14 protein-coding genes are annotated in these 22987 nt (G+C 55.7%); 2 read left to right on the top strand and 12 right to left on the bottom strand.

Annotation, left to right across the window (positions count from 1 at the left end):
- Positions 1-92: 92 nt before the first annotated feature.
- The gene (locus AC23NW_RS08945) at positions 93-1736 is read right to left on the bottom strand and encodes an arylsulfatase (protein WP_487448982.1); all 1644 of its coding nucleotides are present in this window, start codon (positions 1734-1736) and stop codon (positions 93-95) included.
- 333 nt (positions 1737-2069) lie between these two features.
- Between AC23NW_RS08945 and AC23NW_RS08940 the strand changes: the two genes are divergently transcribed.
- Positions 2070-4427, top strand: a complete 2358-nt coding sequence (locus AC23NW_RS08940) for a putative Ig domain-containing protein (protein WP_487448981.1) — start codon at positions 2070-2072, stop codon at positions 4425-4427.
- A 48-nt stretch (positions 4428-4475) separates the two neighbouring features.
- Here the strand turns inward: AC23NW_RS08940 and AC23NW_RS08935 are convergent, their stop codons facing one another.
- The 10 genes from AC23NW_RS08935 to AC23NW_RS08890 form a co-directional block, all read right to left on the bottom strand.
- A complete protein-coding gene (locus AC23NW_RS08935; protein ID WP_487448979.1) occupies positions 4476-9377 on the bottom strand; it encodes a glycoside hydrolase family 9 protein in 4902 nt (1633 codons plus the stop codon).
- Between the two features lie 384 nt (positions 9378-9761).
- Positions 9762-10238, bottom strand: a complete 477-nt coding sequence (locus AC23NW_RS08930) for a nitrate reductase associated protein (RefSeq protein ID WP_487448977.1) — start codon at positions 10236-10238, stop codon at positions 9762-9764.
- Between the two features lie 72 nt (positions 10239-10310).
- The gene (locus AC23NW_RS08925; RefSeq protein WP_487448975.1) at positions 10311-11765 is read right to left on the bottom strand and encodes a rubredoxin; all 1455 of its coding nucleotides are present in this window, start codon (positions 11763-11765) and stop codon (positions 10311-10313) included.
- 61 nt (positions 11766-11826) lie between these two features.
- Positions 11827-12039 (bottom strand): hypothetical protein, encoded by a 213-nt coding sequence (locus AC23NW_RS08920; protein WP_487448974.1) that lies wholly within the window; start codon positions 12037-12039, stop codon positions 11827-11829.
- Positions 12040-12095: 56 nt separating this feature from the next.
- Positions 12096-15689, bottom strand: coding sequence for a molybdopterin-dependent oxidoreductase (locus AC23NW_RS08915; RefSeq protein ID WP_487448972.1), 3594 nt, complete (start codon positions 15687-15689; stop codon positions 12096-12098).
- Positions 15690-15702: 13 nt separating this feature from the next.
- Entirely contained in the window at positions 15703-17004 is a 1302-nt protein-coding gene (locus AC23NW_RS08910) for a NarK family nitrate/nitrite MFS transporter (protein WP_487448970.1), read from the bottom strand.
- A 56-nt stretch (positions 17005-17060) separates the two neighbouring features.
- Positions 17061-17933: an ABC transporter ATP-binding protein gene (locus AC23NW_RS08905; RefSeq protein WP_487448968.1), complete on the bottom strand. Its 873-nt coding sequence runs from the start codon at positions 17931-17933 to the stop codon at positions 17061-17063.
- A 27-nt stretch (positions 17934-17960) separates the two neighbouring features.
- A complete protein-coding gene (gene ntrB, locus AC23NW_RS08900) occupies positions 17961-18749 on the bottom strand; it encodes a nitrate ABC transporter permease (RefSeq protein ID WP_487448967.1) in 789 nt (262 codons plus the stop codon).
- 7 nt (positions 18750-18756) lie between these two features.
- The gene (locus AC23NW_RS08895) at positions 18757-19956 is read right to left on the bottom strand and encodes a CmpA/NrtA family ABC transporter substrate-binding protein (RefSeq protein ID WP_487448965.1); all 1200 of its coding nucleotides are present in this window, start codon (positions 19954-19956) and stop codon (positions 18757-18759) included.
- A gap of 179 nt (positions 19957-20135) precedes the next feature.
- Entirely contained in the window at positions 20136-21686 is a 1551-nt protein-coding gene (locus AC23NW_RS08890) for an alginate export family protein (protein ID WP_487448963.1), read from the bottom strand.
- A gap of 88 nt (positions 21687-21774) precedes the next feature.
- Here AC23NW_RS08890 and AC23NW_RS08885 point away from each other — a divergent pair, with 88 nt between their 5' ends.
- Complete coding sequence (locus tag AC23NW_RS08885; RefSeq protein ID WP_487448961.1) at positions 21775-21960, top strand: hypothetical protein; 186 nt, start codon at positions 21775-21777, stop codon at positions 21958-21960.
- Here the strand turns inward: AC23NW_RS08885 and cobA are convergent, their stop codons facing one another.
- Entirely contained in the window at positions 21961-22722 is a 762-nt protein-coding gene (cobA, locus tag AC23NW_RS08880) for a uroporphyrinogen-III C-methyltransferase (RefSeq protein WP_487448960.1), read from the bottom strand. It lies immediately after the preceding gene.
- Between the last annotated feature and the right edge of the window lie 265 nt (positions 22723-22987).

Genomic DNA, 22987 nt, shown 5'->3' with positions numbered 1-22987 from the left:
AAAAAATACCTTTGTGCCCCTTCCTGACCAGGCGGTTTAATCAATACGTTGAACTACTTCCTGTCTACTCGGCTTGGTGGGTCAACCCGGTACTAAAACATATTCCATTCGCCGGAAAAGTCCTTTTTCATGGAGCCTTTCGGGAACACCTTGTGGGAGTTGGCCCAGGTAGTCCACTGCTGGTCCAGCTTATTTACCAGATCAGCGTGCTGGCCGGCTACATTATGCTGTTCTGTACGGTCGGTTTCGAGGTTATACAGCTCCCACGGGCTACCGATCACCCCGACGGCCTTCCAGTTCCCGTGCCGGATCGCCCGCATGTTTTCGTGCTCCCAGTACATGTACTCGTGTGGCTGGCGGGTGCCCGCAGTCAGCAGCGGCATCAGGCTTTTGCCCTCAATCGGCAAAATTTCCTGATCCTTTGCCCGTTTCGGGTAGGTCGCCCCGCTGACCTCAATGAAGGTCGGCATGATGTCGATCAGATAGCCCGGTGAAGCCGACAGTTTCCCTTTCATTTTTTTGGTCATGGCCGGATAATGCATGATCAGCGGGGTGGCAATACCGCCTTCGTACGACACATGCTTAAAACCTTTGAACGGCGTATTGGACGCGTTGGCCCACACCCCGCCATACGATATAGCCCCGTACTTATCCGGCACGTTAATAGCAGCAGTCTGGCCCCCGCCCAGAATCCCTCCCTCCTGACACGCACCGTTGTCCGACAGGAACACGATCAGGGTGTTGTCGAGCTTACCCGCTTTTTCAAGGTAATCAACCACCTTACCGATGTTCTGGTCCATGCGCGAGACCTGAGCGGCGTAGACGGCCATGCGGTAATCCATCTCCCGCTGTTTGGCGGTATCCTGCTTTGCCCACGCCGGATAGGTCGACGGTCGCGGCGACAAACCCCATTTCGCATCGGCAACCCCAAGCTTAACCTGACGACTGCTGCGTGTCTCCCGGAGCTGTTCCCACCCCTGCCGGTATTTGCCCACAAACTGGTCGATATCCTGTTGTAGAGCATGCAGCGGCCAGTGCGGGGCCGTGTAGGCCAGATACAGGAAAAACGGATCTTTATCCTGTTGTCCTTTCATGAAGCTAATGGCCTGATCGGTAAAGGCATCGGTGGTATAAAACGGCTGTTCTACCTTTTCGACCGGCTTATTATCCAGCCAGATGCCGCGCGGCTGTACCGGATTGAAGTAACTACTCGCCCCCGCCAGCAGTCCGTAGAACCGGTCAAATCCGCGCTGAAGCGGCCACAGGTCCTGATTGCCGGAACCCAGGTGCCATTTGCCGGTCATGTAGGTATGGTATCCCGCCGACTTTAAGACTTCGGCCAGCGTCACACAGTTCCGGTTAATTTCGCCGCGGTAGCCGTCTACCCCGTAATCATAACTGATCTGGTTATTCGGTTCTTTGGTCATGTGACCGATACCGGCCTGGTGCTGAAACAGGCCCGTCATCAGCGACGCCCGTGTCGGGCAGCAGCGGGCGGCATTATAGAAATTAGTGAGCCGCACCCCACGGGCTGCCAGCTTGTCGAGGTTGGGCGTCGGGATTTCGGAGCCGTAACAACCAATGTCCGAATAGCCCATGTCGTCGGCCATGATCAGGACGATATTCGGGCGCGGGGCCGTTTTATTAACCGGTGCCGGCGGAACGGGCGACAACCAGGACAGCTTCGGAAACCAGCCGGCCAGAACACTAATTAAGAGCAGAACAACGATGCGCATATATAGAAGAGTTTAATAACCCGTATTTTGTATAAAGAGATCATGCCGTAATAAATCCTCACGGCGTTTTCCCTTACTGTAAACTTTCCGGCTACGTTCTGGTAACACGGGGGCATTTACCGACTGATACTGCGGTCTCCGGCCTGTCAGCGCCTGCCCGCCAGCATCCGGACCAATCCACGATCTGATGACCGGATATGATCACCATCAGGTTGTTCCGTAATAAATGTCACCGGAATTTTGCGAAACACACCACAACTTTGTGTTTACATAAACCATTCATTTACCGCCGTTTACAGGCGAACAAAACCACCCTTTACTCCTCAATTTACCATGAACCTGTTGACGCATTTCTTTTCGTTCCTCCTGCTATGGAGTAGTGCGGTTTTCGTTGCGGATGCGCAGACGATCAACTGGCAGAAGTCTTTCGGCGGCAGCGCCAATGACTCAGCCACCGCTGTACTCGCCGTGGCCGATGGCTACATCATTGCCGGTAACACGCTGTCGGCAGACGGTGATATCGGCAGCAACAACGGTACTAGTTTAGACTGCTGGATTGCGAAGCTAAGCCCGGCCGGAAACCTGATCTGGAAAAAATCCATCAGTGGCTCCAGAGACGATCAGCTAAACGCCATTACGGCCGGCCCCGACGGCACCTTTGTGGTTACCGGTATTACTCACTCGGGGGATGGCGACATGAGTGATTTTCATACCATGTACAGCGGTTATTACGGGTTTATCTGGCTCATGAAACTGAGCGCTGCCGGAGACATTATCTGGAAACAATACGTAGACACCGGCCGGTGGAGTTATGCCTATGCCGTCGCTCCGTACGAAAACGGTGGCTATACGGTATCGGGTGCCTATAACTGCGGAGGCTGCCAGAGCGGCAATGATTTTTACAACCTGACCGTCGACGAGAACGGTAACCGGATCGGTACGGGTACCTGGCCCGGCGGCCACGGTGATGACCGGTCCTACTCGATCAGCATGGCACCGGCCGGTGGCTGGCTGGAAGCGGGTGCCGGCAACTCAGCATCGCTGAGCTGGAGTTCATCTACCCCTGCCAACAACCGGGGCGGGTTTGATGTCTGGGTGAAGCGTTCGTCTGCCAATAACTATTGGGTTAAGACGTTTGGCGGAACCGGGAACGACTACGCCCTTGCTTCGGCAGCCAACTCCGACGGCACATTTATCGTTGCCGGATTGACCACGTCCGGCGACGGGGACTTTTCGGGTAATCACGGTGGGCAGGATGCGTGGGTGATGAAACTGTCGGCCACTGGTACGCTGATCTGGGTAAAACTGCTTGGCGGCTCCGGCAATGATGCGGCCAAGGCCCTGACGTTAACCCCCAACGGAGACATCCTCATTGCCGGCACAACAACCTCAACCAACGGCGACGTGCAGGGCAATCACGGCGGAACCGACGGTTGGGTCGTTAAACTGTCGGCAAATGGCGACATCATGTGGCAAAAGGCGCTGGGTGGTTCCGGTGATGAAGGCTTTCTGGCCATCGCTCAGGCTCCGAATGGGCAGTATGTGCTGACCGGTTACGCCGGCCCGGCTGACGGCGACGTACAGGGCAATCACGGCCAAAGCGATATGTGGGTCGTAACTCTCAGTGATATACCACTCCGGCTCCTGCCACCAGGCTACGATTGCGCTACCGGCAAGCTGACGTTTAACACAACGGGCGGCAATGGCTTTCCGGTACAGTTTATGGCCATCGGCGTAACGGCGTGGACCACCAGCACCACCGCCACCATTGAAACCGGCGTCCGCCTCGACCCCAATAGCCAGCCGATTACGGTGTTTGCCCGGCAAAATGACCGCATCATCTCGCGGGTGTTCGACTATAAAACCATCTGTAACGGCGGCAATCAGGCCCCTGTCTTTACCGGTGTCATCCCTGAACTGGCCACCCAGGTTGGCCAGCCGTTTGCATACACCCTGAATCCAAGTCTGGTAACCGACCCCGAAGGCGGGACACTCACCCTGACAGCTACCGGCTTACCGCAAGGCCTGACTCTCTCGGGCGGGGTGATTTCCGGTACGGCGATACGCTCGGGCCGGTTTAGTGTAACCCTCACGGCAACTGACCCGCAGGGCGCGTCGGCATCGCTGCCGGTTACGATCCAGGTACTGCCGGAAGCCGGTGCTGCACCGCTCCTGCTGCTTGACCCGCTCTACAATTGCGCCACCGGTCAGCTGACGTTCCGGACAAGCGGCGGCAACGGCAGTCCGGTGCAGTTCATGGCTGTCGGCGTTACGCCGTGGACCGATAATCCGGTGCAGGCCCTCGACGATGCTGTCCGACTTGACCCCAACAGCCAGCCGGTTACCTTATTTGCCCGGCAAAACGATGTGTTTGTGTCCCGCCGGTTCGATTTCCGGAACTATTGCTCCGGCGCCGCCCGGATACCGTCATCTACGGACCAACGGCTTACCGTAACGGTACTGGAAAACCCCGTCCGTGATAAACAAACGGTTTTCGACATCAGCGGGGCGGCGGGCCAGCCGGTTATGGTGCGGATTGTGACAATGGAAGGGCAGGTAGTCAGTCAGCAGCAGATTGAGCGGGCTTCTGTACGACAGCGGGTTACCCTGCCGGTTGGTAACGCACCGGGCGTTTATCTGCTCCAGGTGCAGGCACCGGACAGACAGCTCAGTGTCCGGGTATTGAAGTAGTATGAAAAAACAGCGCCGGTCCTGTATCAGAACCGGCGCTGTTTTTTTCTACCGTATCACCATCACCCGCCCTGTGAGGCGCTGAGTGGCCGATTGCCACTGCACAATGTATAGTCCAGGGGCCAGTTTGCTGACATCCGGTGTCCACTCGTGTCCGGCGGCCGCCACCGGCCGGTTTTCAGTCATCACCGGCGTACCGTTCTGCGAAACCAGCGTAAAGGCGCCCGACTCAACGGCCGTTGTCGTTACCTCCACCCGCACCGGACCATCCGCCGGATTCGGCGAAACCGTCAGACGACCAACCGGGCCGGTTTCCGGCGAGGCGGCCTCCCGTGCGGAGCCGTTCGGGGTCTCGATCCGGACATTATCCAGAAACACCGGATTCGGGCCGGACGTCGGCAGGTTAATTACCAGCCGCTTAATGCGCGTCGGGTTACCGAGCTGCGGCATTGTTACGACAACTTCCTGCCAGGTGTTCGGCGTTGGTGTCAGGTTCAGCGTACTGCTGGCCTGGCTGTCGTTTTCGGCGTAGGTAGTCAGGGCCAGCGTTTTGTTGGTGGTCGCGTAGATCCAGAACCGGATCGTAGTCTGCGCGGTCACCGGCAGGGCCGTTTTGCGGAAAATCGACCAGGCACCCCACCCGTCAAAGGTCAGCGCGGCCGATTTCTGGCCTGCTTTCACGGTCGTTGTGCTGGCGTAGTTTTTGGTCAGTCCCCACGAATAATCGTCCCAACCGGCGGTATTAAAGGCCTCGTCGTAAATCATCTCAACCGACGACGAACCGGCGCAGAACGCGGTGGTGGCACTCACCGGCACACTCGTTGCCAGCACGGTACCGGCGGCATTTTTCGCCACGACCGAGTAGGTATAGCCCGTTCCGCAGGTCAGGCCCGTCACGTCGAGCTGCGTACCCGACACGTTCGCGTTCACCGGCACCTCGTTCTGATACACGGCATACGTCGCTGCCTGTTCGACCGCGCCCCAGTTCAGGCGAAGACCACCGGCCGTCACGTTGCTCACCGACGCGTTGAATGAGCCTTCAAAGCGGACATTGTCCACGTAAATCAGGTTCGCTCCCGACTCCTGTGTCTGAATCACCAGCCGCTTGATACGGGCCGGATTAACCAGTTGCGGCATCGTTACGACCACTTCCTGCCAGGTGTTCGGTGTTGGCTTAAACGACACATACGGGCTGAATCCGCTTTCGTTTTCGGAGGCCGTACAGACGCCCAGCGTTTTGTTTGTTGTGGCATACACCCAGAACCGGATGGTGGTATTCGGCGTTGGCACATACGGCGTTGCGCGGGTAATAGCCCAGCCGCCCCAACCCTCGGCGTACTGAATAGCCAGCGATTTCTGCGCTACCTTCACCGGACTGGCATTGGCATAGTTGGTCGTTACCGACCAGCCCCACTCCTGCCAGCTGCTGTTCAGCGCTTCGTCGTAGATCACTTCACTGCCCGTCGGTGGCAGTGGCGGACAAACCGGCGTTGTCGCCAGAGCTACCGCGCTTTGGGCCGACTTATTGCCCGCCGCATCCTTCGCCAGTACCGTAAACGGATAGGTTGTTCCGCAGGTCAGGTTATTGACCGCCAGCGAAGTGCCCGTTACATTGCCGTTCAGCAGGACGCCGTTCTGGTACACCTCATAGGCTACCACCCCAACGTTATCAGCCGAGGCGTTCCAGGTCAGCGTCAGACCGGTTGTCGTGATGTTGGCAGCGACCAGATTCGTTGGCACGGTCGGTGCCTGGGTGTCCGCCTGCGCACAGGCTGTTGTGGTGGCGCTCACCGGATTGCTCAGCGCCGAACGGTTACCCGCTCCGTCTTTGGCCCGTACCGTAAAGGCATAGGCCGTGTTGCAGGTCAGGCCATTGACGCCCATGGTGGTCCCCGACACATTATCAGCAATGAGCGTACCGTTCCGGTACACTTCATAACCCGTCACCGCCACGTTATCCGTCGCGGCCGTCCAGGTCAGCGTCAGACCGGTGGTCGTGATGTTGCTGACCGCCAGATTGGTTGGCACAGTCGGTGCCTGGCCGTCGTAGCAGCTTGCCGACATGATCCAGATGGTGTTGCTCTTCGGCGACAGGTTACCCGACGGGTCTTTGGCCTGAATCGCCAGTTCGTGCAGGCTGTTGCAGGTCAGACCGGTCAGGTCAACAGACGTACTGGTCAGGCCGCTCAGAATGACCGCCCCGCTCCGGAGTACGTTATACGTCACGGCACCGGTATTGTCGGTGGCGGCATCCCAGGTCAGCCGCATGCTGGTCTGGGTAATGTTGGTGGCTGTCAGATTGGCCGGGGCGGTGGGTGCCTGAGTATCCGGCGTATCCGGACCGGCTACCAGCCGGATATCATCAAGGTAGAACGTTTGGGCACCACCCGATGCATCGCCGATGGAAATCCGCTGAATCTGCGACGGGTTACCGAACTCGGTCCACGGAATCCGGATCAGCGTCCACATCTCCGGTTCGGCCGGAATACGGTACGTGTCTGAGGCCGGTGCGGTTTCGGTGGTATGAATGGATACCCGAACGCCCTTTTCCGACCCATAGAACCAGAACTGGAGACCACCTGGATAGTAGGCCGTGTTGATGATCTCACTGTTCCGGAGACTCAGGGCACCCCATGCCTGGGTCACGTCGGCACGGATCGATTTCTGCCCCGATTTAACCGGACTGGTGTTATTCGGGTTATCGGTCGTATTCCACGACCACGGAGCGATGGTGCTCTTGTATGCATCGCCATACACCACAAAATCGTTCGGACTCGGCGACGGCGTATTGACCACCACCACGTTACTGGCCTCCGAGCGGTTTGCCGAGAAATCGACCGCCTTTACCACAAACGTATAGCTGTTGCCCGGCGACAGCGAATTCAGATTCAGGAACAGGTCCGGCGTCTCTTCAATGCGGACCCCGTTCTGATACACCTCATAGGCCGTTACGCCGCGGTTGTCGGTGGAACCATTCCAGGTCAGTTTCACCGAATACGGCGACAAGCCAGATGCCACCAGATTAGTCGGTGTGGTTGGCGGTTCGGTATCATTCGGATCGGAGGTCGGAATCATCATCCGGCTCAGCAGGCTGACATACGGCGCCTGGTTGTAAATCGCGACTTCGGTCAGAAACCACGAATTTTCCGGAAATCCGCCGTTCCAGTCCTTGTACCGTTTCTGCAAGGGTTCGGTGCGCAGGTAGCCTTCCGTGCCGTTATACTCGTCGAGTTTGTTCGGGCCGCCCGGCACATACCCGGGAGCCGGTCCTTTCGGCGACGTTTTTGCATTGTCCCAGTCGGTGCCGTCCTGAAACCACGTATGGTAAATCTCGTCCATCGAGTCTTCGGCACCATAGGCACCCATGTTCGACAGCATCACTTTCCCCTGCGCATTCACGCCGTGGAACCAGTGCAGGTATTCCCCGGCAACTTCCCGGTACAGCGCTTTCTGGCGCGGGTTGATCCCGAAGTTTACAAAGTCGAGGTTGGCCACACCGACGTTGCCACGCACCTGGTTACTACCCCAGTGGTACTGATCGTCTTTCATGTAGGCGCGGTACAGATCGGCCTTTGCGTTATAATCATTAATCGACAGCACCCCGTTCTGCTGGCTCTTCATCGCGCGGATGGCATTGGCCACGCCCGGCGTTGCCTGCGGATTGGCAGCGTACCGTAACAACGCTGTATGAACGTGCATCAGATACGGTCCCCACCATTCATTCGCCATCGGCTGAATCTGGTTGTACGTATTGTCGATGAACGATTTATACTCTGCCTTGCCCGTTACCTCAAACAGATAAACGGCCGCTACCACCGCCGATTGTTTCTGAATAGCGATGGGCTTATCGGCATCTCCGGCCCGAATATCCAGATCGTCACAGTTCGTCTCGAAGGTCGAGAAGTAGTTTGTCGTGGCACGTGCCCGGGCAAACGCCCGTTCTGCGCGGGCCAGCAGGTCCTGCGCGTAGGCTACCTGCGATGGAATCTGACGGTACACCGCCGCACCGACCGCAAACATGGCCGCCCCCGACAACGTCGATGACGTACATTCCGGCAGGTAGTACCGAGGCCGCTTATCGGCACTCGGCGGTAAGCCTCCGATACGATCAAATTCATCCCAGGTATCAACCCCGACTTTGAGCAACAGGCCGTCCGTACCGGTGGCATCCTGCATCCGTTTGATGAACTCCAGTTCGTACTTCACCTCGTCGAGAATATCCGGCACCCCGTTTCCGGATTCAGGAATGTTAAAATCATCCCCGAATACCGCCGGGTTAAGGCGGTAGGCTTCCAGCAGCAGGGCCACCGGTTCTTCGGCAAATGTCACGTACTTGTTCATGTCGCCGGCATCCATCCAGCCGCCGTGCAGATCTTTGGCCGTACGGGCATTGGTTTTATCCTTGGCGCTTCTGGCTTCCCGATCCTGCTTCGGCCATTCGTGGGTAGCCGCATCGGCCCATTTCGGATCCGTGTAGGGGGCTACTTTCGCGAAGTTGATCCGTTGGTAGTAATACGTCCGGACGGCCGCCTTCAGCACGTCTTTGTAGACCTGATCCCCGATATCAAACCGGTAGGAACCCACGTTATTGCCCGTGTCGAAGATGTAATAGGCCCCCGGGGTGTTGACCATCGAAAAGTCGAACCACCAGCCTTTATCGCCCGACGACGCCTGGGTAGCGCCGTTGTTCCAGGCTTGCAGCGTACCGCTGAAAACGACCGCATCGTCGCTCCACCGCCGGACCTGATACTGATTGGTGCCGGTGCTGGCATTAAAGGTTTGTCCCGCGTTGGCACCCGTCTGCGGGTTGATAATGACCGCCACCTTGCGGGCATTTTGCAGATACCCGAACTGGTCCACCCGAATGTTGGCATTCGTCACCGGCGGAGCGGCCCAGGCGTTGTACAGCGTCGTTAACCAGACCAGTACCCATAGAATTTGTTGTTTCATAAAAACTGCTTCCCGTGCCCCGGACGGGGTTACATCCGTAGCAACGCAAGCTCTTGCGTCACCAGCTTACGGGGCCTAAGCCCCGCAAACTTATGATGCAAGGTTCGTCCGTCCCGGTCTGCTCAGGACGAAGTGCGATAAACAATGAATGAGCCGGAATAAATGCAGGTTAAGCAGTTCACAGGAAACTCCGGAGGCTGGTGGTTATGAACTCTGCATCGGTTCCAAAAAATTTCAGTCCCGGTGAATCATGCTGGTAACGTGGCAGAAAATCAGTTAATGACAGCGAACGGAATATGTAAAGAGATACACCACATAGGCACATAGATCACAAAAGAGATTAAAAAATCTTTGTTTTCCTCTGTGGCTATGTGGTATAATACCTTACACCCTTTCCGGCAAAAACTCGCGGATGGCTTTCGGGAAATTTGCCCCTTCATGCCCCGAACGGCTTAACTTAACGAGGGCAAACCGCTGCAACACGTCGAGTTGCAGCCACTCTGCAAGCGTCAGCGGATGGCATTCCCATTCGAGCGCTTTGTCGTGTACCTCGCCGGGGACGGCATCCAGACGTTCCCATGCCGCATCGACCGGCCCCAGCTCGCTGACCGGATGGTGGCACCGGCGCGCTACCAGATCAATCAGCTCCCGTCGGTAGGCAGCGATTTCTGCCGGTGTATAGCAGGGCTGTTCGGCCAGCCGCGCCTTATCGTCAACGGTCAGCTTCACCCATTCCGGCAGTTTCAGTTTGATGCCGCAGGTATCCAGTTTGTAGCGGACCACCATCGGAATACACCGCAGGGTATCGACAAAATCGTTTTCAAAGGCAAAAAATACGGGCGCAATGGCAGTCGGCGTCATGGTTCTAATGGACAATGTAACATGGATAATGACTAATGAACTCCGGATGTTCACATATGTTTTGCACGTTGTTTACACATTCGTCAGTGCTACTGCTTCCATCGCTGCTTTCGGCGTGTCGCAGGTCGGGCAGGCATACGTATCAGGCAGGTCAGCAAAGGCGATACCGGGCGCAATGCCACGGAGTACATCCCCGAACTGCGGATCATAAACGGTAAAACAGGCCGGACACTGATGTACGTTGACTACCGGCACCTCAGCCACAACCGGCTCCTCGGTCGTCAGCCGGAGGGGTTCTGCCGTTTGCTGCATCCGGCGGGCATTGTACTTACGGCATAAGCGGTCGATCTGCCCGGGCAGGTGAATGCGCAGCAAGCCCTTTTCGAAGCGGATGTACTTGCGGTTATTGGGGTTAAAATTGTCGGTATGATACAGGTCGTAGACGCTGAACAGGGCAAGCTGACCAATCCGGATCAGGGGACGCCGCCGGATCAGAACCGACCCGAAGACCTCCGATTTCGGGCGGGTCTGAATACCGAAGCAAAGACCGAACGTACGGGTGTCGTCGCGGGCAAACTGCCGGATAATGTACTGCTTGATGGCTGCCCCTGCCTCGTCGTGATCTTCAGTTTGCCAGGCCAGTTCATTCGCTGCGTGGCGGACGTTGATGTTGTGTTTGCCAAGCACGTAGCTCCATGCGGCCCGGTCTTTCCCTTCAATACCTTTGATGATCAGCGATTTCCAGGGCGTTATGCACAGCTCACCAATCCGTGTCTGCAGGCAGAGCGCACAGACATCCAGCAGGAATGAAACCGGGAACTGTTCGTCGCGGCGATACAGTCCGAGCCACGACCGCTGCCCGTAGCGGTTAAATCCTTCGTAGTACGGCAGTGAAAAGTCAGGGAGTTCGACTTCGTGCAGGGCCGGTTGAGTAATAAACCGCCGACCCTGCATCACATCCCGGTACAGTTGTTCTTCCGTTATACCCGTATCGCGTAGCATAACCTCCTCTACGACGTTCGACAGGCGACCAATGTCCTGAGTATACACCAGATCCGGCCACCGGAAAAGGGTATTCTGCTGCTTCGGACGAATGTAGAGGTACCAGAAATGCGGTTCAGGGGAGGCAATAAAATTGAGGTTTCCGGTAAAAAACGGCGTAAAGCTCTGGTTCGAATCCGAGAGGTTGACTTTCAGCCGTGGCTGGTGATCGAAGCCGTCGAGCACGGTATGGTATTCGCTTTCCTGAAGCCATGCCCCCGTCCGGAACACCTCTTCGCCGCAGTAGGAGCTGATGATGTTCGGAAACTGATCCGTATTCACTTCGTAACGGATAGCATGCCGTTTCAGGTTTTTTTCCAGCTCGCGCATGTCTTCGTAATGCACCGTCATCAGCAGTTGCTGCCGGGCGCCGAAGCGCACCGTACGCACGTGAGCGGCATAGGCCAGCGTCAGGACCTGCTGCAACGCCCCCGGCGAAATGATCCCCGCCGGTGCATTCAGTTTTATGGTGTAATAATCACGCATCGTATAGACATATAGACGTTAGAGACGTTTGACCCCGATGGGGTCTTGTTTTTGCCCTTTGCTATGGACGTTTGACCCCGATGGGGTCTTGTTGTGTTCCTGACGGGACCATGCCCAGATGACCAACATCTTCCCGCAGGCCGGCCCTGTAGGGGTCACACAGCACAGCGTCGGTAGCCACCAGACATCCATGCGATGACCAACCAACATCTTCCCGCAGGCCGGCCCTGTAGGGGCCAGACAGCGTAGCGTCGGTAGCAATCCGGATTTTCATAAAACCACACCCGCCCTGTAGGGGCGGTACAAGCGTAACAGATTTTCGCTGTTCGTTTAATTAACCGATGTTGCCTTGTCGGGTACCTGCCCCCCTGTCACTGCCTCCGTCTCTTTTTGCAGGATGCTCCGGACTTCAGGGCGGCAGGAGCCACAACCAGTACCAGCACCGGTCGTCTGACACAGTTGCTGAAAATCGGTACAACCGCCCCGGATGGCCCGTTCGAGATTCCCTTTACCAACGTTATTGCACGAACAAACCAGCTTACCCTCTACCGGATCGACCTGCTTACTCGCCCGCAGGAGCTGAAGTCGTTTTTCGGATAATTCAACACCGTTGGCAATCAGGTCGCGGAATTCGGCGAACTCGTTCTTGTCGCCTACCAGAATGGCCCCTACGAGCTTGTCCCGATGAACAATGCACTTTTTGTAATACCGTTTCGCCTTGTCGATAAAGACAATTTCTTCGTAAGCAGGGTCGTTGGCGGGGGCTTCGGGGAGACCGATACTGCACAGGTGCAGCCCTTCCATTTTCAGAATATTCATCGACACACTGCCTGTATACGGCTGCGAAATATCGCCGGCAATAAACTGTGCGGCAATACCCGCCTGTTGCTCGGCTGCCAGCGTAATGCCCCACATCTGCCCACGCCACTGGGCCATCTCACCGGCGGCAAAAATGTCCGGATCAGACGTTTGCAGGTAATCATTAACCACTACACCCCGGTTGCATTCGAGTCCTGCCTGACGGGCCAGTTCTATGTTCGGGACGGTACCGATGGCCATCACGGCGACCTGGCAATCAATTTTCTTGCCCGATTTCAGCTGAACACCCTCCAGGTAGTCGGTCCCCCTGAACGTCTGCACCTCTTCGTTGAAGTAAATCTCAATCCCGCGGTCAACCAGATCCTGGTACAGCAATTCGCTGGCCAGCGGGTCGAGCTGCCGCTCCATAAACCGGCTGATCCGCTGGATTACCGTCACCCGGACGTTGATCTGCCGCAGGGAGGCCGCCAGTTCAAGCCCCAGCAACCCGCCGCCGACAATTACGGCATGGGCGCCGCCAGCCTGTCCCGGACGCGGTTGCAGGAATGGCATCAGTGAATCAGCGTCCAGCCGTGACCGCATGTTGAAAATCCCCGGCAGTTGCGGCACGCCTTTGGGCATAAACGCACTGCTGCCGGTGCCTAACAGCAGTTTATCGTATGTATGCTCTGTGCCGTTGCTGTCCACCAGCACCTTGTTTTTCCGGTCCAGATGGACAATACTAACCCCTTTATGCACATGGATGTTCGCTTCGGCAAACTGGTCTTCCCGCAGTTTGACCAGTTGCTCCCACGATTGTGCCCCGCTGATGTAATCGGGCAACAGCACGCGGTTGTAGAACGGATAAATTTCTTTGGAAAACACATGGATATCATCGTCGGTGTTGAGCGTGCGGTAGGTATTGATAAACCCAAGCCCCGCCGAACCAGCCCCGATAATGACAATTTTCTCCCGTTTTTTCCGGTAAGGCGTGACCTGAATAGCCGCAAACTTAAAGTCCGGTTCTTTGGAACGCGGATCAATGAGTGCACTCGTCAGGTTATTGGCCCGGTTCAGGTTTTCGAGCAAGGCCGTGGCCCCGTTGCCCTGCACTAATTTGCCCCAGTGCATGGGCAGGAAACAAAGGCCCGGCCGCACATCGTCGGTCAGCTGCGCTTTCACCCGCACCTCGCCCCGCCGCCCCGATACCGTTACCAGCTGCCCTTCCCGGATGCTGCGCGACCGCGCATCGTCGGGATGGAGTTGCAGTATCGGCTGCGGAATGTGCTGCGTCAGTTTGGTGACACGACCGGTTTTGGTCATTGTATGCCACTGGTCCCTGATACGGCCGGTGGTCAGAATCAACGGAAAATCCTCATCCGTTGGCTCCGACGCATTACCATCCGGAACAGCATGGATGGTTGCCCGTTGCGTGGGCGTATAAAAGCGGTTATCGGTAAACAAACGGGCCGTGCCACGCTCCGGTACGGACGATGCAGCCGGATAGGGCCACTGAATGCTCCGTTCCCGTTGCAACACCTCGTAGTTTACGCCGGTAATGTCGATGTTGGTACCCTTCGTCAGCTGCGTGTATTCGTCATACACCTGCCCTGCCGTTGTGTACGGGAAAGCGTCTCCGAAGCCCATTTTGCGGGCAAACCGCCAGATGATTTCCACATCGGGCAGCGCCTCCCCCGGTGCTTCGAGCGCCTTGGGCAGGTAGGTAATGCGACGTTCGGCATTGGTCATGGTACCTTCCTTTTCGAGCCAGCCCGCCGCCGGCAGCACCACGTCGGCAAACCGCACGGTATCGGCCCGGTTCGATATATCCTGCACCACCACAAACCGTCCTTTGCGCAACGCTTCCTCCGCCGCATTCACGTCCGGCAGACTCACCATCGGGTTGGTATTTACAATCCAGATCGCCTTTAAGGTGTCGGCGGCCAGGGCATCAAACATTTCGGTAGCGGTCAGTCCAGGGGTTGCGGCCAGCTTTACCGGTCCCTGCCAGAAGGCTTCAACCTCGGCCCGGTGCTGCGGATTAATGACCTCGCGGTGGCCCGGCAGCATGTTGGCCAGCCCCCCGACCTCACGGCCACCCATGGCGTTGGGCTGACCCGTGAGCGAGAATGGTCCGTTGCCCGGTTTCCCGATCCGGCCCGTTATGAGGTGCAGGTTAATGAGCGACAGGTTTTTGTTCACCCCGATCACCGACTGATTCAGGCCCATCGTCCACAACGACAGAAACCCTTTCGACTGACCGATCCAGTGCACGGCGGTTTCGATATCGGCAGCGGGTACGCCGCACAGCGCAGCGGCCTCCGCCACGGTCCGCTGCATGACCTGCTCACGGAAGGCCGCAAAACCGGCCGTATGAGCCGTAATGAACGATTCGTCGAGATAATTAAACTCAGTCAGCAGCCGCCCGATGGCGTTGTTCAGCACCACATCGGTACCCGGCCGGATGGGCAGGTGCAGATCCGACGAGCGGGCCGTATCGGTGCGGCGCGGGTCCACACAGATGATTCTGACCGCCGGATTCGCCTGTTTGCGGGCCTCAATCCGGCGCCAGATAATCGGATGGCACCACGCCGGATTGGCGCCTTCGACCAGAAATACGTCGGCCGATTCAATATCGTCGTAACAGACCGGTACGGTATCTTCGCCGAGGGTCAGTTTATACCCGACCACGGCCGAACTCATGCAGAGGCGCGAATTCGTATCAATGTTATTTGACCCGATAAACCCTTTGATGAGCTTATTGATCAGGTAATATTCTTCGGTCAGACACTGCCCCGACACGTAGAACCCGACCGCTTCCGGCCCATGCTTCTGAATAATTGACCGGAATACGGCCGCCGTCCGGTCAAGGGCCTGGTCCCAGCTTACCCGTTGCAGGGGCATCGACCGGTTCAGCCGCATTTGCGGATACAACAGCCGGTCTGACCCATCCATGACCGTGTAGTGCAGGTTCATGCCCTTGGAGCACAACAGTCCGCGATTCGACGGATGGTCTTTGTCGCCTTCGACCGTGAGCCGCCCGCCAGGGTGTTTGCTGACCACCACCCCGCAGCCGACGCCGCAGTAACAGCAGGTAGTCTTTATCTGATTTCCGCGTTCTTGCATACGCTTCAGGCGTTTAAACCGCTACTAATTCGTTTTCGGCCACCGGCACCGGTTCAAAGCGGGTAACCGCTACCACTGCCCCGACGACAGCCACCGCTACGCCAATCATCAGAAAGGCTTCGGTATAGGAAATCGTTTCGGACTTGAACAGGAAACCGGCCAGCACCGCTCCCACATTACCACCCGCCCCGACGATACCGCTCACGGCACCCATGGCCTTGCGGTTCACGAACGGCACAATGGCATAGGTTGCGCCATTAGCCATTTTAAGGAACATCGCAAAACCAAGCATGGCGATGACGGCCATAGCCAGGCTGCCGGTCTGCGCAAACAGGACAATGCCGATACCCTCCAGCAGGAGCAGCCCGGCCAGCAGCAATCCCTTGCCGCGCAGGCCGTTCCGCGCCCCGACCTTGTCGGCAACAATGCCGCCAACAGCCCGCGCAAACAGGTTCATGAAGCCGAATGTTCCGGCCAGCAACCCGGCGGTAGTCAGGGTTGCGCCAAACCGTTCGGAAAAGTACAGGGCTGCCACGTTGTCAAACGTCACCTCGATGCCAAAGCAGGCACCGTAGGCCAGAAACAACACCCACGTCCGGGGGTCTTTTGCCGCCTTTGCCAACGTACCCTTTGCTTTCGGTGACTGTACGACCTGGCTTTCGGTAAGTTCGTCGAAATTACCGGCGGGGGTATCTTTCGTGAAAACGTAATAGACCACCGATAGCAACAGCAGTACAACGCCAGGAACTACCATGGCCAGACGCCAGGCCATACCCGGCACATAGCCCAGGCCGACAATACCAGCAAACAGCAGCGGCATCACCATGTTGGTTACCCCGCCACCCAGGTTGCCCCAGCCACCGGCTACCGCATTGGCCGTCCCGACAATCTTTTTGTCGAACATCACCGACGTATGGTATTGCGTAATGACAAACGACGCCCCGATGACACCAATAGCCAGCCGGAACAACAGAAACCCTTCGTAGGAGTTTGCCAGACCTACGCCCATAATCGGGATAGATGCCAGGGCCAGCAATAACGAATACGTTTTGCGTGGTCCCCAGCTGTCACACAAACGACCGATCAGCATGCGGGCAACGACTGTTGCTGCCACGGAGGCAATCATGGCGTTGCCGATCTGCGCTTTGGTTAGCCCCAAATCTTCCTTGATAACTTTCATTAACGGAGCTAACCCGAACCACCCGAAAAAGCAGAAAAAGAAGGCCAGCCAGGTCAGGTGGAAGGTGCGCATCTGCACACTGTTAACACTAAAAATGGTTAGTTTTTCTAACGGTTTGTTTGTGCTGTTTTTCATATCCCAAAATCCTAAATGAGCGTAAAATCTATTTTTATCCTCCACGAATCAGCCGCTTACACCTGGTATTCGACCCCTTCGTCTTCAATAGAGAAGGATTTGGTCAGTAAGCTGAGCAGCCGGTCGTGAACGGCCATATACTCCGGTAAGTGAATGATATCTTTCTTGTTACGGGGTCGCGCCAGGGGGATGTCCACAATCTCCCGGATGGTGGCGGCTGGTCCGTCGTTCATCACCACTACGCGGTCAGAGAGGAAAATGGCCTCCTCAATGTCGTGGGTGACCATGATGATTGTTTTTTCGCGGTGGTCGAGATTCCACAGTTTCAGCAGTTCGATGTGCATGCTGCCTTTGGTCAGGGCATCGAGTGCGCCGAACGGCTCATCGAGCAGCAACACCGACGGATTAATGGCAAATGCCCGGGCAATGGCCGTCCGTTGCTTCATGCCGCCCGAGAGCTGCGAAGGCAGTTTATCGCGGTGCTGATAGAGATTCACCATCGTCAGGTTCCGCTCCACAAGTTCCCGTTTTTCGGCGGCTGTCTTTGCCGGCATAACGGCATCAACCGCCTGATAGACATTCTGGTATACGGTGAGCCACGGCAATAGCGAATAGTTCTGAAAAACAATGCCACGGTCGGGGCCGGGGCCCGTAACCCGCTTTCCGTTGACAATCACTTCGCCCGATGTGGGTTTAACCATGCCGCTGACGGCGTTCATGAGTGTCGATTTTCCACAGCCTGAATGGCCGATGATGCTCACGATCTCGCCTTTGCCAATCGACAGGTCAATGTTTTTTACGGCGGTGAAAACGCCTTTTCCCCGTGCCGGAAACGCAATCGTTACATCCTTTACCTCGATGCTGACGGGGCGTTCATTTTTTCCCAATACCGGTGCGCCCGGCATATCTACAAACTGCTTTGGTTGCATAATGACTCAGGTTTTTATCCGTGACCGCTACTTTTTGTCGTACGCCACCAGTTGTTGTAATCCGTTGAACAGCTTGTCGAGCAGCAGGCCGACAAACCCGATAATGAGAATGGCCGAAAGGATTTTTTCGAGGCTCAGGCCGTTCCAGCTATCCCAGACAAAGAATCCGATACCGATACCGCCCGACAGCATTTCGCCCGCTACGATCACCATCCAGGCCACCCCGATGGACAGGCGCAAGCCCGTGATCATGTGGGGCAGCGCATAGGGAATCAGGATTTTGCTGATGTATTTCCAGCGCGAAAAACCGAATGCTTTGCCTACGTTTTTGAAATCCTGCGGGATACTCGACACGCCAAAGGCTGTGTTAATCAGGGTTGGCCACAACGAGGTGATGGCAATGATGAATACCGTAGCGCCTTCGGCAGCTTTGAAGGCCAGCAATCCCAGCGGAAACCAGGCAAGGGGCGACACCGGTCGCAGAATCTGAACCAGCGGATTCAGGAGACGCATGCCTACCGTCGAAGCACCCATCAGCAACCCCATCGGAATGGCGACCAGGCTCCCCAGCAAAAAACCTGCACCGACCCGCTTAATCGACCCCCAGAGCTGAATGCCGATGCCCTTATCGTTGGGTCCGTAATCGTAGAAAGGGTCCTGAAGCATCTCCGAGAAGACTGTCCAGGTAGCAGCAGGGTCCGGAATTTCGTGCGCCGTGACCAGCGAAACCACCCACCAGATGGCTATGAGCAGCGCCAGACTACCGGCAAACCAGGCCAAAGCCAGTAAATTGGATAATGAGAATAACGTCTTCATCGTCAGATCAGTGTTTTGTGCCAGCCAGGTAAGCGGCAGGGTTAGCAGGGTTAAACTCAATATCCAGCGCCGTTTTGAAGGGCTTCATGTCGGCCTGTACCGGCACGTTCATTTCTTTGGCGACTTCAGCAAACAGATCGTCCAGAATCAGCTTTTCGGGGATTCCTTTGTAATCCGGGGCCGATTTAACGAGCCCGAAGCGTACATACTGGGCTAAAAACCAGGCAGCGTGTGCTTTCAGCGGGGTGCTAACGACGCCGTTGTTGTAGAACATCATTTTGTCGCTGGTGTATTTCTGTACGCCCAGATCACAGCCCAGATCGTTCGAACCCAGCAGCCGGGCTTCCAGCACACTGACTGGGGCATTAACGTAATAGGGCTTCGACAGCCAGGCAGCGGCCTTTTTCCGGTTGCCCATATCGTCGAGCCAGCGGCAGGCTTCAATGATCGCTTTCATGACTTTTTTGAGGTCTTCCTTACGCGTGCCGGCAAATTCCTTGTTAACGACCAGCGCCTTTTCCGGGTGATTTTTCCAGATGTCCTGCGAGGCAATGTGCGTAAAACCCACATTCTGCGTGGCGGCAACCCCGTTCCATGGCTCTCCGACGCAATAGCCTTCCATGTTATCAACCCGCATGTTGGCTACCATCTGCGGCGGCGGGATGGTGATAATGCCTACCGACTTCTGGTTGATACCCGCAGCAGCCATCCAGTTCCGCAGCCAGATATCGTGGGTGCCGCCCGGAAATGTCATGGCAAACGTTACTTCTTTCCGCTGTTTAAGCTGGTCAATGGCTCCGTTTACGTGCTTCAGGTCCTTAAAGCCGACCAGTCCGCAGAAGTCTTTCGACAGTGTAATGCCCTGGCCGTTGTTGTTGAGCACCATGGCGATTTTCATCTCAGAGCCCGCTTTGCCCCCCACACCCGTGTAAACTGACAGCGGCATCGAAAACAGGCAATGCGCTCCCTCCAGCTCACCATTCAGGATTTTATCCCGGACATTGGCCCACGACGCTTCTTTGCTCAGCTGCACGTCAACGCCGTATTTCTGAAACAAACCCAGTTCTTTAGCGGCCACCAGCGGCGCGCAGTCGGTCAGCGGAATAAAGCCCAGTTTAATCGGTTCAGCAGCGGGTTTAAAGGCCGTAATGGCAACAGAAACCAGGGTCAGCAGACAGGCTGACAGCAGGATGTATGTCTTTTTCATGATTGTATTCGTACTGGAGTAACTGGTTAGACAAATGCGCCCGACCGGCCGGGGGAAACCGGTCAGGCAACTACGATGGTCTTAAGTTATTGAGCGATTGAGTGAATGTGCGATTGAGTGAATAAACCATTGACATACAACCCTTTGCTCTCCAGATAAATCTAATTTTGCTTGTTTACTTATTGTTTAATGGCTACTGGTTTGGTGTAGAAAAAGTCGGGACGGATATTGATCATCAGATAAGCCCATTTGCCCAGATGATCGCGCTGATTCATGGTACCTTGTTTCACATACTCAAGGCTGTTGGTACCCTGCATAAGCGAATAACCGAATTCCAGGGTCGTGAATTTATTCAGCAGGTAGGTGGCCGTAAAATCGTATTCCATACCCAGTTTCGGATCGACCTTAGCTCCGGAAGATGCATCCGGCAGTTTGTTATAGGTTGGGGCGGCCAGAGCAAAGTAATGCGCATCCAGCGTGGTGGTCAGGCGGTTACCGGCATATTTAAACTTGAGGAAGGCATCTTTCAGGCCACCTGCCGGCGAACCGGTGCCCACGTAAAAATAGTCCATGTAGCCCCAGTGCTTGTGCGGCGTGCCATACAGCGGATCAAACCGGCCCGTTTCGCCGGCCTTAACTGTTTCGGCGTTAGTACCCGACAACACTTCATAGCCCGGCCCTACGCTGAATAAACCCTTCTGAACCATGAAATTAGCGCCGTAGTGATACGCCTTTTTCAGTTTCAGACCATCCCGGTCCTTACCGCCCTGCCCGTAGGCAAACGCCTGCCACTGCACCTTACCGGTTTTCGATGACGCATTACCGAACTGCCCCGTCAGCATAGCCCCGTAGGTCACCCGTGAATTGGCGCCTGTCACATCATAACGGCGGCCATATACGTAGCCTGCTGCCGCGCTACCGATGGAGTCTATACGATACTTCTGGAAGTCGTCTTTAAAGAACAGCGCCGAGAATTTTGTCTGGTTAAACTTCCGCGTCAGATAGGCCATCTGAAAAGCCTTAAACTGCTGGTTCTGTCCGTTGGTGCTCAGCGGCGTTGCCAGCACCGGCGCGCCGCCTTTACCGCTTGTCGGCAGAAAACCGGCCGGAACCGCGAGGGTGACATTTTTGGTCGACAGGGCTGAGGCCGGTGCATTGCCGGCCGTATAGTATGTACCTACCGTGCCGAACGCATCCGTATTCTGGTTCATGCCCGCTCCCAGATCCAGGGCCCAGCCCAGATGCTGGGCTTTCAGCAGGGCAGCATCAAACCGGCGGCCCTGTTGCAGCCAGTCCAGGTTACCCAGCAACCGCACATCATCGTAAACGAGCTCCTGCCGGCCGATTTTGAGCGATAAATTCTGGATTGGCTTAAACTTAATCGTTGTGTCGGCACTGTTCGCCAGTGTAATCTCGGCCCATGCTTCGTGAACCATCAGGCGGTTACCGTCTGCATTGTTGATCGTTGCCGCATCCTGCCCCCAGACCCGTACGTCCTGCACGGCGGTCTGAAACTGTACGCGGTCCCATTTATAGCCAAATGTCAGGCGTGTGCGTTGTGACGTAAAAACGGCCGCTTTGCTGTCTTTTGGTGCCAGATTTCCCAGTCCGTCCCTTACTTCAGTCCGCGTCCGGACCTGACCGGTTAACGAAAACTGGGCATGGGCTGTGGTTGCCAGTAACGAACAGCCTGTGAGCGTAACGCCTATAGCGAATAAAGATAATTTCATGGTAATTCGTGAGAATAGTTCAGGTAGAAGTAGTCGTAACGGAAATATGCGGCCATACCCCGGACGGGCAAACGTCAGACGTAACGTCTTGAATCAGAAGACAAAGGAGATGCCTTTTTCAGGCGACAGGAAGAGACGAACCATTTCTGCCGGTGCGGCAGATTTGGTTCAGGAAGTTTTTTTCATTTTCTTTGAAACGTTTGTGTTTAACATAGACAACCCGAACATAGCCGATCCACAAGGTGCCCCTACACCGGATCGGCTTTTTTATTGATCAGATGCAAGCGAGTTGCAGGCTTTGCAGATAGGCCGGTAAATACGCCTTGTGTAATGCAACTACCTCACCGAGCACGATCACTGCGGGCGCCCCCACGCCTTGTGCAGCAACCAGTGACGGCATTTCCCAAACTTGCCCTACCACACACTGCTCGCCAGTGCGTGTACCGTTCTGTATGACCGCCATCGGCAGATTTGCCTTTCCGTTGCGGACATATAACGCGCAGATATCCTGTAGTTTACTTAATCCCATCAATACGACAACCGTGGCGTCTGACTGTACGGCCAGCTCTATGTCTTTCGACATAGCTCCGCTGCGGGTAGTTCCGGTAATAACCCAGAAACTCTCGCTGACACCACGGCAGGTTACCGGAATTCCCTGGGCAGCCGGCACGGCAATGCTGCTTGATACGCCCGGTATTACTTCACACGAAATACCGTGCTCCAGTGCATAGGTACGTTCTTCAAAACCACGGCCGAACACATAGGCATCACCCCCTTTCAGCCGGACCACGTGCCCGTGCTGTGTCGCCAGCCGCACAATCAGCGTGTTGATTTCATCCTGCGCAATTGATGGTTTACCGGCCCGCTTCCCAACATACATTTTCAGACAATGCACCGGCGCAAAGTCCAGCAGCGTTACGTTTGCCAGGTCATCATACAGTACCACATCGGCTTTCTGCAGCGCCCTGATCCCTTTCAGGGTAATCAGTTCGCCATCACCCGGACCGGCGCCTACTAATGTCAGTTTAGGTTGCATGATCGTTTGCGTCAAGTTGTGAATATTAATAATGTACTATCAATAGTTATTATTAACTACATCATTAACTGCTTCAAATCTATACCTTAAATTTCGAAAAACAATACTTTTTCAAAAAAATAAGTTTAAAAATTAAGCATTTAACAAATAATAAGCTAGGATTTACCAAAAACACCATTTAATTTTGACCTATACAATTTCAGGTACTCGTGGGGGCGATTCTTGAAATAACACAATAAAAATTACGGGTTGTCATAAAATTATA

Source organism: Arsenicibacter sp. R0_47, assembly GCF_057652235.1.
The sequence above is the reverse complement of the archived record's forward strand: the minus strand, read 5'-3'. Positions and strand labels throughout refer to the sequence as shown.